General features: G+C 72.1%; 12 protein-coding genes. 7 read left to right on the top strand and 5 right to left on the bottom strand.

Annotated elements, in window-relative coordinates; all coding sequences use genetic code 11:
* The 3 genes from OG2516_RS20475 to thyX all read right to left on the bottom strand — a co-directional run.
* The coding region (locus OG2516_RS20475) for a hypothetical protein (RefSeq protein WP_007256649.1) at positions 1-368 on the bottom strand (368 nt) is incomplete at its 3' end.
* A 52-nt stretch (positions 369-420) separates the two neighbouring features.
* Entirely contained in the window at positions 421-747 is a 327-nt protein-coding gene (locus OG2516_RS15450) for an arsenate reductase family protein (RefSeq protein ID WP_007256648.1), read from the bottom strand.
* Between the two features lie 238 nt (positions 748-985).
* Positions 986-1,891, bottom strand: coding sequence for an FAD-dependent thymidylate synthase (gene thyX / locus OG2516_RS15445; protein WP_007256647.1), 906 nt, complete (start codon positions 1,889-1,891; stop codon positions 986-988).
* Positions 1,892-2,077: 186 nt separating this feature from the next.
* Here thyX and OG2516_RS15440 point away from each other — a divergent pair, with 186 nt between their 5' ends.
* From OG2516_RS15440 to OG2516_RS15415, 6 genes are all read left to right on the top strand, one after another.
* Positions 2,078-3,187 (top strand): hypothetical protein, encoded by a 1,110-nt coding sequence (locus tag OG2516_RS15440; protein WP_007256646.1) that lies wholly within the window; start codon positions 2,078-2,080, stop codon positions 3,185-3,187.
* An 11-nt stretch (positions 3,188-3,198) separates the two neighbouring features.
* A complete protein-coding gene (locus OG2516_RS19120; protein WP_007256645.1) occupies positions 3,199-4,551 on the top strand; it encodes a tetratricopeptide repeat protein in 1,353 nt (450 codons plus the stop codon).
* 80 nt (positions 4,552-4,631) lie between these two features.
* On the top strand, positions 4,632-5,060 hold the full coding sequence (locus tag OG2516_RS15430) for a VOC family protein (protein WP_007256644.1): 429 nt from the start codon (positions 4,632-4,634) through the stop codon (positions 5,058-5,060).
* Positions 5,054-5,740: a DUF1194 domain-containing protein gene (locus OG2516_RS15425; RefSeq protein WP_040616113.1), complete on the top strand. Its 687-nt coding sequence runs from the start codon at positions 5,054-5,056 to the stop codon at positions 5,738-5,740. The genes OG2516_RS15430 and OG2516_RS15425 overlap by 7 nt, the downstream gene beginning before the upstream one ends.
* Positions 5,740-6,450 carry a DUF1194 domain-containing protein gene (locus OG2516_RS15420; RefSeq protein ID WP_007256642.1) on the top strand — a complete coding sequence of 237 codons (711 nt, stop codon included), beginning with the start codon at positions 5,740-5,742 and terminating at the stop codon, positions 6,448-6,450. Before OG2516_RS15425 ends, OG2516_RS15420 begins: the two co-directional genes overlap by 1 nt.
* A 134-nt stretch (positions 6,451-6,584) precedes the next feature.
* Complete coding sequence (locus tag OG2516_RS15415) at positions 6,585-7,778, top strand: DegT/DnrJ/EryC1/StrS family aminotransferase (RefSeq protein ID WP_007256641.1); 1,194 nt, start codon at positions 6,585-6,587, stop codon at positions 7,776-7,778.
* Here OG2516_RS15415 and OG2516_RS15410 read toward each other — a convergent pair.
* Positions 7,766-8,674 carry a DMT family transporter gene (locus OG2516_RS15410; protein WP_007256640.1) on the bottom strand — a complete coding sequence of 303 codons (909 nt, stop codon included), beginning with the start codon at positions 8,672-8,674 and terminating at the stop codon, positions 7,766-7,768. The genes OG2516_RS15415 and OG2516_RS15410 overlap by 13 nt on opposite strands.
* Positions 8,671-9,777 carry a THUMP domain-containing class I SAM-dependent RNA methyltransferase gene (locus OG2516_RS15405; protein ID WP_007256639.1) on the bottom strand — a complete coding sequence of 369 codons (1,107 nt, stop codon included), beginning with the start codon at positions 9,775-9,777 and terminating at the stop codon, positions 8,671-8,673. The genes OG2516_RS15410 and OG2516_RS15405 overlap by 4 nt, the downstream gene beginning before the upstream one ends.
* Before the next feature lie 76 nt (positions 9,778-9,853).
* Between OG2516_RS15405 and radA the strand changes: the two genes are divergently transcribed.
* Positions 9,854-11,218 (top strand): DNA repair protein RadA, encoded by a 1,365-nt coding sequence (gene radA, locus OG2516_RS15400; RefSeq protein WP_007256638.1) that lies wholly within the window; start codon positions 9,854-9,856, stop codon positions 11,216-11,218.
* Positions 11,219-11,234: the final 16 nt, after the last annotated feature.

The following is an 11,234-nucleotide window of genomic DNA, read 5'->3' as shown; positions in this document are numbered from 1 at the left end:
TAGAAATGCGCCTTCGGCTCGTCCGGCTTGCCCGCCGCCAGCGCCAGCAGCCCGCCGAGCGCCGCGAACCCGATCGGGAACATCGTCCCGATGTTGAACCCGAACGCGCCGTAGAACAGCCCCGCCGACACGATCAGCAGAACCCCGCCCCACAGCGCCCGCGCCTTCGCCATCGCGCCGCCCGCGATGGCCAGCAGCGGCGCGAAGAACGAAGCGAAGCGGATCAGGTCCGGGTTGTCGAGCAGGCCGAACGTGTCGGCGATGTCGGAGTTGATCCGTGTCAGCTCGGCATAGCCGTAGCCGACGAGCCCGACGAGGATGCCGATCAGGCCGGCGATCAGTCCGAGGGTGAGGGCGGCGTTGCGCATGGGCGGGCTCCGGTTGAGTCTGGTTCGCCTCCAGATAGGCACCTCCGCCCGCCTAGCCAAGCACCGCCGCCTGAACCTCCGGCCCCCAGCCGAGCCACCAGCGCCCGTCGTCAAGGATCACCGGCCGTTTCATCAACGTCGGATGCGCCGCGAGCAACGCCTCGGGCGGCTGCTGCCGTTCGGCCTCGGGGAGCTGGCGCCACGTGGTCGAGCGCCGGTTGACGAGGTCCGGCCCGAGCGCTGCGAGCATCTCGGCCAGCACCTCCGGCGCCAGCCCGTCGGCGCGCACGTCGACCACCTCGTAGGCGCGCCCACCGGCGTCGAGCGCGCGGCGCGCCTTGCGGCAGGTGTCGCAGGTGGAGAGGCCGTAGAAGTGCATTGGTCTGAGTCCTTTCGGCGGGGGCCGGGCTGAAGCCCGGCCTACGGGGGGCGACGCGGGGGCGTCAATGGTTTGTCAACCGGCGGCTGGCAGGCTGGCACCATGTCGCGCTACCTGCGGCCCCGGATCGGCGGGGCCACGATCTTCTTCACCGTGGCCCTGTCCGGTGACAACCGAATGACCTTCGCGGGGTCGCGCGGGGGGTGCGCAATAAATGCGCACCCTACGCCGGGTCCTCCTACCCCAATACCGCCTGGAACTCCCGCCATTCTCCCTTGCTCATGCCGGAGGTCTCCTGCGTCACCGCTTCCCCGGCGAGCATCCGCCTCAGACACTCCAGCGCCTTCCCCGACAGGGTGGCGCCGCCGAGGCGGTAATCCTCGAAGGCGGCGTAGGCGTGGGGGACCCAGTCCTTGACGAGGCGGCAGATCTCCTCGGCGTAGACGCGGATCTCGTATTGCGCGTGGGCGTCGGCGCGCAGGCGCAGGAAGTGGAACAGGTTGTGCAGGTCCACCTTCCAGTACCACTGGGTGTAGATGTTGGCCGGCAGGTTCATCCGGGCGAGTTCGCGGGCGAGGCCCTGCTGGCCGTCCTGCCCGATCATCGCCTCGTAGTGATCGTAGGCCCGCGCCGCGTCGGCCTTGAGCCACTCCAGCACCCGCGCCCCCTCCTCGGGGCCGAGCGCCTCGCCGCGGCCCTGGTTGTTGGTCACCGACTGGGCGGCGAGCTTCTCGGGCTCGGGGATGTAGAACTCGCGGTCGAGGATCGAGTAGCGGGCGGAGTATTCGTTGACGTTGGCGGTGCGGTGACGGATCCACTGGCGCGCGACGAACACCGGCAGCTTCACGTGCAGCTTGACCTCGCACATCTCGAACGGGGTCGAGTGCCAGTGCCGCATCAGGTAGCGGATCAGCCCCTCGTCGTTGCTCACCGCCTTGGTGCCGCGCCCGTAGGAAACCCGCGCCGCCTGGCAGATCGCGGCATCGTCGCCCATATAGTCGATCACCCGCACGAAGCCGTGGTCGAGCACCGGATTGGCCTTGTAGAGATGACCCTCCATGCCTTCCGAGACCGCGCGCAGGGTGGGCCGCGGCGTGGCTCGCAGCTCGTCGATCTCGGCCTGCTGCTCGGGGGTGAGGGTCATGGGAGGCTCCTTGGGCGCTGCGGGTCGGTGCAACCTACATCTGCCGAAACGTCGTGACAATTCGGGAACATGACGACGCGCCGGACCGGCCCCGAGGTGCCGCCACGTTGACAGGGCGGGGCGGCATCTGAGAGCGTCGGTCCAAATGATCCGGGACGAATTCCGGGCGTTACGAGCGAGCAGGTCATGAAACAGCTACTGATTGCGGCGTCCGCGCTGGCCATCCTGTCGTCCTGTGGCGACGGACAACCGTTCTTCGACGACGAGGAGATCGGCGAGGATACCGCGAGCGAAGACGCGTCCGGCGACGACACCGACACCCCCGACGGCGTCGGTGACGCCGGCGACGCGGACGGCGAAGACGCGGGCGTCGACGCCGATGCCGCGCGCCTGCCACCCTCCGCCGACGACCCGTCGCCCGACTCCGGCATCGTGCGCTTCGAGGCCGACAGCGGCAACGGCGGCGGCCTGCTGACCGAGCCGGTGGTCTACGATCCCGAGACCGACAGCTTCTACATCGACAACCTCGCCTTCGACGGCCCCAACACCTACGCCCGCGGCGAGGCCGTCGCGAGCATGAACGGCTACGCCGTCTACGAGGCCGAGGCGATCCACACCGACTCGCTCACCGGCGATCCGATCAACCAGCTCACCCCCTACCGCGCCATCGTCGGCTTCTCCGACAACACCGTCGGGCGCGGCGGCGGCGAGCGCGCGCCGCGCACCTCCTTCGCCATCGTGCGCACGGGCGGCTACCTCGACTACGGCTTCGGCGGGTTCGTCTACCAGCGCGAGGGCGGCTTCGAGGTGCCCGAGACCGGCCAGGCGATCTACACCGGCGACTATGCCGGGATGCGGGTCTTCAGCGGCCAGGGCGGGCTCGAGTACACTGAGGGCGACGCCCGGATGGCGATCGACTTCGAGGACTTCAACACCAACCAGGGCGTGCGCGCCCGCGTGACCAACCGCAACGCCTATGACGTCAACGGCAACATCGTCTCGGGGTCCGGCGAGGGCCAGCTGCCCATGCCCGACCTGATCCTGACGGTCGAGCAGGGCGAAGGCGGCGGCTTCGACGCCAACGGAGAATATGCCGGCACCATATTCTCCATCGACGGCGCGGGCGACGAGTACGAGACCGGCGAGTTCTACGCCGTGCTCGCGGGCGACGCGACCGATGCCGACGACGGCGGCGAGATCGTCGGCGTGCTGGTGGTCGAGTCGACCGACCCGCGCAGCGACGCGACGGCGCAGGAGACCGGCGGGTTCATCCTGTACCGGGGCAACGACAACTAGGGCCGACCTCCATGACCCGACGCGCCCTGTTGCTGCTGGCGACCGCGCTCGGCCTCGCGGCCGGTCCGGCGGTGGCCGAGCCGCCGCCGGAGGCCGGGCTGAGCCCCGAGGCGTTGATGACGCTGGCCGCCGACCGCCTCGCCGCCGGCGACCCGGCCAGCGCCGCGCACATGACCAACGCCCTGATCGCGCGCGACGATGCCGACGTGCCGGCGCTGATCCTGCGCGCCGAGGCCGCCGTCGCGCTGCGGGACTACGACAGCGCCCAGCGCGCCGCCCGGCAGGCCTGGCGGCAGGCCGAGGTGCCGGCGGCGCGCTACGCCAGCGCCCGCCTCGCCGCCGTCGGCCTCGCCGGGCAGGAGCGCGACACGTTGGCCCAGTTCTGGCTGCGCCGCGCCCGCCAGCACGCACCGGACGCCGCCAGCCGCGCCGCGGTCGCCGACGACTTCCGCTACCTGCGCCGCCGCAACCCGCTGAGCTTCTCCGTCGACTTCTCCGTCTCGCCGACGAACAACCTCAACAACGGCACCACCAACGAGACCATCGTCCTGCCCGGCCTGCCCTTCGTCTTCGCCCTCACCGGCGACGCGCGGCCGCTCTCGGGCACCGAGTTCACCGCCGGCGGGCAGCTGCGCTACCGGCTGCGCGAGCGCACCAACAGCCTCACCTATGTCGATGTCGGCGGCTACGGACGCACCTACCGGCTCTCCGACGAGGCCCGCGAGATCAAGCCCGACGCCGAGGGGGCGGATTACGGCGAGCTGCAGCTCAGCCTCGGGCTCGGCCATGTCTGGGCCCCCGACGGCGGGCGCGACCCGTGGCGCTTCGCCATCACCGCCGGGCGGTTCTGGTACGGCGGCGAGGCGTGGTCCGACTTCACCCGCCTGAAGGTCGGGCGCGGCGTCACCATCGGCCCGCGCGACCGGCTCGACTTCGGCCTCTCCGCCGAGCGCGTCGTCAACCACGAGACCGCCGACACCGAGGCGGTCGGCGTCGACGCGAGCTACTCGCACGATTTCGGCGCCCCCGGCGCGCTGACACTGAGCCTCGGCCGGCGCTCGGTGACCTCCGAGGGGTTCGACCGCGCCTACGAGGCCCGCTCCGCCGGGATCGGCTGGCGGTTCGAGAGCGACGTCACCCTGTTCCACGGCATCGAGGCGCGCGACTACGCGCTCACCGCCTACCGCCTCGACGCCCGCGAGGACGTCCGCCGCACCACCCGCGTCGAGGTGCCGGTGCAGCGCGTCGAGTTCTACGGCTTCCAGCCCGTGCTGCACGGCGAGCGCGTCCATACCGACAGCAACGTCACCCGCTTCGAGACCGAGACGCTCGGCGGCGGCCTGACCTTCCGCTCCGCTTTCTGAGGCCCCCTCTCCCCGATCCGGTCTGGCCCCCGTCGACGGCCGTGTTAGGTTCGGCGTCGACACAGACATGGGAGAGACGAATGGCTCTGCGCTACCTGCACACGATGGTCCGGGTGAAGGACCTGGAAGAGAACATGGCCTTCTACGAGCTGCTCGGCCTCAAGGAGACCAAGCGCTCCGAGAACGAAGGCGGCCGCTTCACGCTGGTGTTCATGGCGCCCGAGGGCCAGGAGGATTGCCCCGTCGAGCTGACCTGGAACTGGGACGGCGACGAGGGCCTGCCGTCCGACAGCCGCCATTTCGGCCACCTTGCCTACAGCGTCGACAACATCTACGAGACCTGCCAGAAGCTGCAGGACGCCGGCGTCACCATCAACCGCCCGCCGCGCGACGGCCACATGGCCTTCGTCCGCTCGCCCGACAACGTCTCCATCGAGCTGCTGCAGGCCGGCGAGCGCCTGCCCCCGCAGGAGCCGTGGGCGAGCATGGAGAACACGGGACACTGGTGAGGGCCGCCGCCGCCCTCCTCCTCGCTCTCGCGGGGCCGGCCGAGGCGCAGGAGTGCCGCCTCGCGCTGGTCCTCGCCCTCGACGTCTCGTCCTCGGTCGATGCCGCCGAGGACGTTCTGCAGCGCGACGGCCTCGCCGCCGCGCTCACCGCGCCCGAGGTCCGCGCCGCCTTTCTCGCCGCCGACCTGCCCGTGGCGCTGGCGATCTTCGAGTGGTCCGGGCGCTACAACCAGCAGCTGCTGCTCGACTGGACCCTGATCGACGACGACGCCCGCCTCTTCGCCGCCGCCGACCGCCTCGCCCGCTCGAGCCGCCACGCCGACGACTCCCCCACCGCGCTGGGCCACGCGCTCGGCTACGGCGCGGGGCTGCTGGCGCGCGCGCCCGACTGCCTGTTCGAGACGATCGACGTCGCCGGCGACGGGGTGAACAACGAGGGCTTCCCGCCCGCCGCCGCCTACCGCCACTTCCCGCTGGCCGACGTGACCGTCAACGGCCTCGCGATCGGCGACGCCGAGGCCGGCGGCCTGCCCGGCTACTACCGCGCCGAATTGATCGGCGGCCCCCGCGCCTTCGTCGAGGTCGCCGCCGATTTCGCCGACTACGAGCGCGCGATGCGCCGCAAGCTGCTGCGCGAAGTCGCCGCCACGCCCGTCGGCAAGCGCCGGGAGGCGCCGTGATGATCCGCGCCGCGCTCCTCTGGCTCTGCCTCGCCACCGGGGCCGACGCCGCCTGCCGGCAGGCGCTGGCACTCGGGCTCGACGTCTCGGGCTCCGTCGACCGGCGCGAGTACCGGCTGCAGATGGACGGCCTCGCCGGTGCGCTCGACGCGCCCGAGGTGCGCGCGGCCCTGCTCGAGGGGGCCGCGGCGCCGGTGCGGATCACGGTCTTCGAGTGGAGCGGCCCGCGCGATCACGTGCTGATCCTGCCCTGGAGCGAGATCTCCGACGCCGCCGCCCTCGACGGTGTCATCGCCCACCTGCGCGCCACCGAGCGCCGCCGCACCGAGCCGACCACCGCCATCGGCGCGGCGACCCGCTACGGCGGCGCCCTGCTCGCGCAGCAGCCCGAGTGCTGGCAGCGCACGCTCGACCTGTCGGGCGACGGCAAGTCCAACACCGGCCCGCGCCCCCAGGACATCGACGCCGCCGAGCTGCCGCCGGGGATGGTCGTCAACGGCCTCGTCATCGGCGCGCCGCCCGAGGAGGCGGTCGCCCGGCGGCTGATCGAGATCGGCGAGCTCGTCGCCTACTACGACGCCTACGTCATCCGCGGCCCCGGCGCCTTCGTCGAGGCCGCGCTCGGCTTCGAGGACTACCAGGCCGCGATGACCCGCAAGCTGCTGCGCGAGATCCGCAGCCTCGCCATCGGCGCCCTGCCCCGCCCCTGAGCGCGCCGCTCCCCCTCTGTCCTGCAAGTATCCCCGCCGGAGGCTCCGCCGCCGCGGGCGGGCGCGGCCGTCTGGCACGTTGCGCCGACCCCGCCCTTCGCGTATCCCGAAGGAAAGTTTCAGGAAAGCCGAACATGCCCCTGCCCCCCGATGTCTACGACGCCGAACCCGTCCCCGCCGCCGCCATGGCCGAGGTGGAGCGCCTGCTGAATTCGGGCGACCTGTTCCGCTACACCGCCCCCGAGAACGCGCCCGTCGCGCTGCTCGAGGCGGAGTTCGCGGCGTTCCTCGGGGCGAAGTACGCGCTCGCGGTGTCGTCGTGCTCGGCGGCGCTGTTCCTGTCGCTCAAGGCGCTCGGCCTGCCGGCGGGGGCGCGGGTGCTGATCCCCGCCTTCACCTTCGCCGCCGTGCCCTCCGCGGTGATCCACGCCGAGTGCGTGCCGGTCCTCGTCGAGTGCAACGACGACTACCGCATCGACCTCGACGACTTCGCCGCCAAGCTCCCCGGGGCCGACGCGATCCTGATCAGCCACATGCGCGGCCACACCTCAGACATGGACGCGATCATGGCCCTCGCCGCCGACGCCGGCCTGCCGGTGATCGAGGACGCGGCGCACTCGCTCGGCACCACATGGCACGGGCGCAACATCGGCACGATCGGCCGGGTCGGCTGCTTCTCGTTCCAGTCCTACAAGCTCGTCAATTCCGGCGAGGGCGGCATCCTCATCACCGACGACGCCGACCTCGTGGCGCGTGCGATCATCATGTCGGGCGCCTACGAGCACAACTGGAAGAAGCACCCGGTCCTGCAGGACGCCTTCGCACGCTGGCAGAACAAGCTGCCGCTCTACAACCTGCGCCTCTCCAACCTCGCCGCCGCGATCATCCGCCCGCAGCTCGGCGAGGTCGCCCGCCGCATCCGCGACGGCCGGCGCAACCACGACCACGTCGCCGCCCGCCTCGCCGGCTCGCCCTGGCTCGCGGTGCCGGCCAGGCTCGCGCCGGAGATGCGCGCGCCCGACTCGATCCAGTTCAACACCGTCGGCATGGCGCCCGACGAGACCCGCGCCTTCGCCGAGGCGGCGGCGCGGCGCGGGGTGACGGTGCAGGTATTCGGACTCAGCGAGAACAACGCCCGCGCCTTCTGGAACTGGGAGTTCCTCGGCGCCGCGCCCGAGCTGCCGAAGACCCGGGCGATGCTGATGAAGGCCTGCGACATGCGCCTGCCCGCACGGCTGACGCTCGCGCAGTGCGACGTTATAGCCGACGCGGTGCTCGCCGCCGCGGCCGAGGTGATGGACGGCGAGGCCCGCGCCTACGGCACCTGAGAGCGGTCGCGCGCGCGCCGCGCGGCGCGGCTCTCGTGGATCAGCAGGTAGAGCCCGCTGCCCACGATGATCGCCGCGCCCGCGTAGACCCAGACGCTCGGCACCGTGCCCCAGACCAGCCAGCCCATGAGGCTCGCCCAGAGCAGCGCGGTGTAGTCGAACGGCGCCACCGTCGCCGCGCTCGCCATTCGGAAGGCCTGGCTGAGGCAGGCGATCCCCAGCGTCCCCATCAGCGCCACCGCCGCCATCAGCACGAGGTCGCCGGGCTGTCGCTCCGGCCACTCCATCAGCAGCGTCGCCGCGCAGAGGATGGCGGGCAGCAGCGTCATGTAGAACGTCATGGTCAGGAAGTTGTCGCGCGGGTCGATCCAGCGCGCGCCGATCATGATGAAGGCATAACACGCCGCCGCCAGCACGGGCAGCAGCGTCGCCGGGTCGAACACCCCCGCCCCCGGCCGCGCGATCACCAGCACCCCGGTGAAGCCGACGATGATCGCCACCCACTGGTCGCGCGGCACCCACTCCTTGAGGAGCGGCCCCGACAGCGCCGCGATGAACAGCGGCGCGGTGAAGATCAGCGCCGTCGCGCTCTCGAGCGACAGGTAGCGCAGGCTCAGGATGAACGACCACGTCGCCGCGATGGTCAGCAGGGCGCGGCCCACGTGGATCGCCGGCCGCGCCGACACCAGCCCGCGCGGGCCGGCGCTGAACAGGATGATGAGCCCCACCACAGGGGCGGCGATCAGGTTGCGCACGAACTGGATCTGCAGCGGGTGGTAGCGCTCCACCAGCCACTTGGAGGCGGTGTCCGACAGCACGAGGCAGAAGACGCCGAAGCACATCACCGCGATGGCGCGGCCGGCGTGGCGGCTCGAGTCGAAGGCGAAGGCGCTCATGGCAGCGGGTCCGTGCGGTGGAGCCGGATCTTGAGCGGTCCGTGCGCCACCGGCGGTCCGGTCTCGGCGAAGGGCAGCGCGGTGGCGCGGGCGAGGCCGGCCTCGCTGGTCACGATCCCGACGCGCCAGCCCGAGAAGCGCTCGAGGAGCACCGCGCCGAGCGCGTTGTAGAGGCCGAAGAGCTGGCGCTTGTTGCCGATCCGCCCGCCGTAGGGCGGGTTGACCATCACCAGCCCCGGCGGCCCCTCGGGCCGGGCCAGCTCGCTGACCGGCTGGCGCAGGAACGTCGTGACCTCCTCCAACCCGGCCCGCGCGGCGTTGGCGCCCGCGCCCTGGATCGCGCCCGAGTCGCGATCGGCCCCGGTGAAACGCAGCGCGATGTCGCGCGGCGCGGGCGCGGGCGCGGCGGGGGCGGCGACGGGCACCGCGAGGTCCTGGTAGGCGAAGCGGCGCCCGCGCCCCGGCGGGAGGCCGAGCGCCATCTCCGCCGCCTCGAGCACGATCGTTCCCGAGCCGCACATCGGATCGACCACCGGCTCGTCGCCGCGATAGCCGCACTGGCGCAGGAACAGCGCCGCCATCGTCTCGCGCAGCGGCGCCTTGCCGACGAACGCCTTGTGGCCGCGCCGGTGCAGCGGCTCGCCGGAGGTGTCGATGGAGAAGGTGCAGAAATTGTCCTCGATGCGCACCATCAAGCGCAGCGCCGGCCCCTCGCTCACCACCTCGGCGCCGAGCTCCTCGGTGATGGCGCGGGCGATGCGCTGGGTGGCGGCGCCGGCGTGGTAGACCTTGGAGCGCAGGCACGTCGTCTCGATCTTCACCGGCACGTCGGGGCGCAGCACCGCGCTCCAGCCGAACTTGCGCGCCCGCTTGTCGAGCTGGGCGAGGTGGAAGACGGGGAAGCCGCCGATCCGCGCCAGCACCCGCCCCGCGCCGCGCAGGGCGAGGTTGGCGCGCGCCACCTCGTCCCAGCCGCCCGCAACGGTGACGCCGCCGGGCACGGCGGCGACGCGCGCGAAGCCCGCCTCGCGGGCCTCGTCGGCCAGCGGCGCCTCGAGGCCGGGCTGCGCGGCGAGGAAGATCTCGGTCGGCTCAAGGGTCATCCGCCCCCCATACCGCCGATCACGAACGGGTGCGAGGCCCGTTGCGGCGGCAGCCGTTTCGCGCCAAACCGGGGCCATGAGCAAAGCCGCCGCCTTCGTCTGCACCGCCTGCGCCGCCACCTCGAGCAAGTGGGCGGGCCGCTGCGAAAGCTGCGGTGCGTGGAACACCGTGGAGGAGGCCCAGCCGCTCTCGCAGGGCCCCGGCGGCAAGGCGCTCGGCGCCAGGCGCGGCACCCCGATCCGCCTCACCGACCTCGCCCAGGCCGAGGCCGAGCCGCCGCGCACCCTGTCGGGCGTCGTCGAGCTCGACCGGGTGCTCGGGGGCGGCCTGGTCAAGGCGTCGGCGCTGCTGGTGGGGGGCGATCCCGGCATCGGCAAGTCGACGCTGCTGCTGCAGGCGGCGGCGCGCTTCGCCCGGGGCGGGCTGAAGGTGCTCTACATCTCCGGCGAGGAAAGCGCGGCGCAGATCCAGATGCGCGCCCGCCGGCTCGGCCTCACCGAAAGCCCCGTCCACCTCGCCGCCGCCACCAACCTGCGCGACATCCTCACCACCCTCGAGGCCGAGGCCCCCGACCTCGCGATCATCGACTCGATCCAGACCATGTGGCTCGACACCGTCGAGGCCGCGCCCGGCTCGGTCAGCCAGGTCCGCTCGGCGGCCCACGAGCTGACCACCTTCGCCAAGCGCAAGGGCATCTCGATGGTGATGGTCGGCCACGTCACCAAGGAGGGCCAGATCGCCGGCCCGCGCGTCGTCGAGCACATGGTCGACACGGTGCTCTACTTCGAGGGCGAGCGCGGCCACCAGTTCCGCATCCTGCGCGCCCACAAGAACCGCTTCGGCCCCGCCGACGAGATCGGCGTCTTCGAGATGACGGGCCGCGGGCTGGTCGAGGTCAAGAACCCCTCCGCGCTGTTCCTCTCCGAGCGCGCCACCCCCGCGCCCGGCTCGGCGGTCTTCGCCGGCATCGAGGGATCGCGGCCGCTGCTGTGCGAGTTCCAGGCCCTCGTCGCCCCCTCGCCCACCTCGCAGCCCCGCCGCTCGGTGCTGGGCTGGGACGGCGGGCGGCTGGCGATGATCCTCGCGGTGCTGGAGAGCCGCTGCGGCGTCGCCTTCGCCGGGCTCGACGTCTATCTCAACGTCGCCGGCGGCCTGCGCATCTCCGATCCCGCCGCCGACCTCGCCGTCGCCGCCGCGCTGCTGTCGGCCCGCGAGGACTCCGCGCTGCCCGCCGAGGCGGTGATCTTCGGCGAGATCTCTCTCTCGGGGGCCGTCCGCGCAGTGGCGCAGACGGAAAACCGGTTGAAGGAGGCGCAGAAACTTGGTTTTACGCAGGCCATCCTGCCGCAGGCCCGTAAACGGGGCGGCGATCCGGGCCTGGAACTGCGCCAGATGGCGGACCTCCCCGGCTTCGTCGCCGACATCTTCGGGCCGCGCTGAAACAAGACGAGGGACG

Source organism: Oceanicola granulosus HTCC2516 (assembly GCF_000153305.1).
GTDB lineage: Bacteria > Pseudomonadota > Alphaproteobacteria > Rhodobacterales > Rhodobacteraceae > Oceanicola > Oceanicola granulosus.
This window is presented reverse-complemented; position numbering and strand designations above follow the sequence as displayed.

Coding starts and splice junctions, on each gene's coding strand:
- OG2516_RS15415 (WP_007256641.1), top strand. CDS start 6,585: ATGCCCCTGCCCCCCGATGTCTACGACGCCGAACCCGTCCCCGCCGCC.
- OG2516_RS15450 (WP_007256648.1), bottom strand. CDS start 747: ATGCACTTCTACGGCCTCTCCACCTGCGACACCTGCCGCAAGGCGCGC.
- OG2516_RS15440 (WP_007256646.1), top strand. CDS start 2,078: ATGAAACAGCTACTGATTGCGGCGTCCGCGCTGGCCATCCTGTCGTCC.
- OG2516_RS15405 (WP_007256639.1), bottom strand. CDS start 9,777: ATGACCCTTGAGCCGACCGAGATCTTCCTCGCCGCGCAGCCCGGCCTC.
- OG2516_RS15410 (WP_007256640.1), bottom strand. CDS start 8,674: ATGAGCGCCTTCGCCTTCGACTCGAGCCGCCACGCCGGCCGCGCCATC.
- radA (WP_007256638.1), top strand. CDS start 9,854: ATGAGCAAAGCCGCCGCCTTCGTCTGCACCGCCTGCGCCGCCACCTCG.
- OG2516_RS15420 (WP_007256642.1), top strand. CDS start 5,740: ATGATCCGCGCCGCGCTCCTCTGGCTCTGCCTCGCCACCGGGGCCGAC.
- OG2516_RS15430 (WP_007256644.1), top strand. CDS start 4,632: ATGGCTCTGCGCTACCTGCACACGATGGTCCGGGTGAAGGACCTGGAA.
- OG2516_RS19120 (WP_007256645.1), top strand. CDS start 3,199: ATGACCCGACGCGCCCTGTTGCTGCTGGCGACCGCGCTCGGCCTCGCG.
- thyX (WP_007256647.1), bottom strand. CDS start 1,891: ATGACCCTCACCCCCGAGCAGCAGGCCGAGATCGACGAGCTGCGAGCC.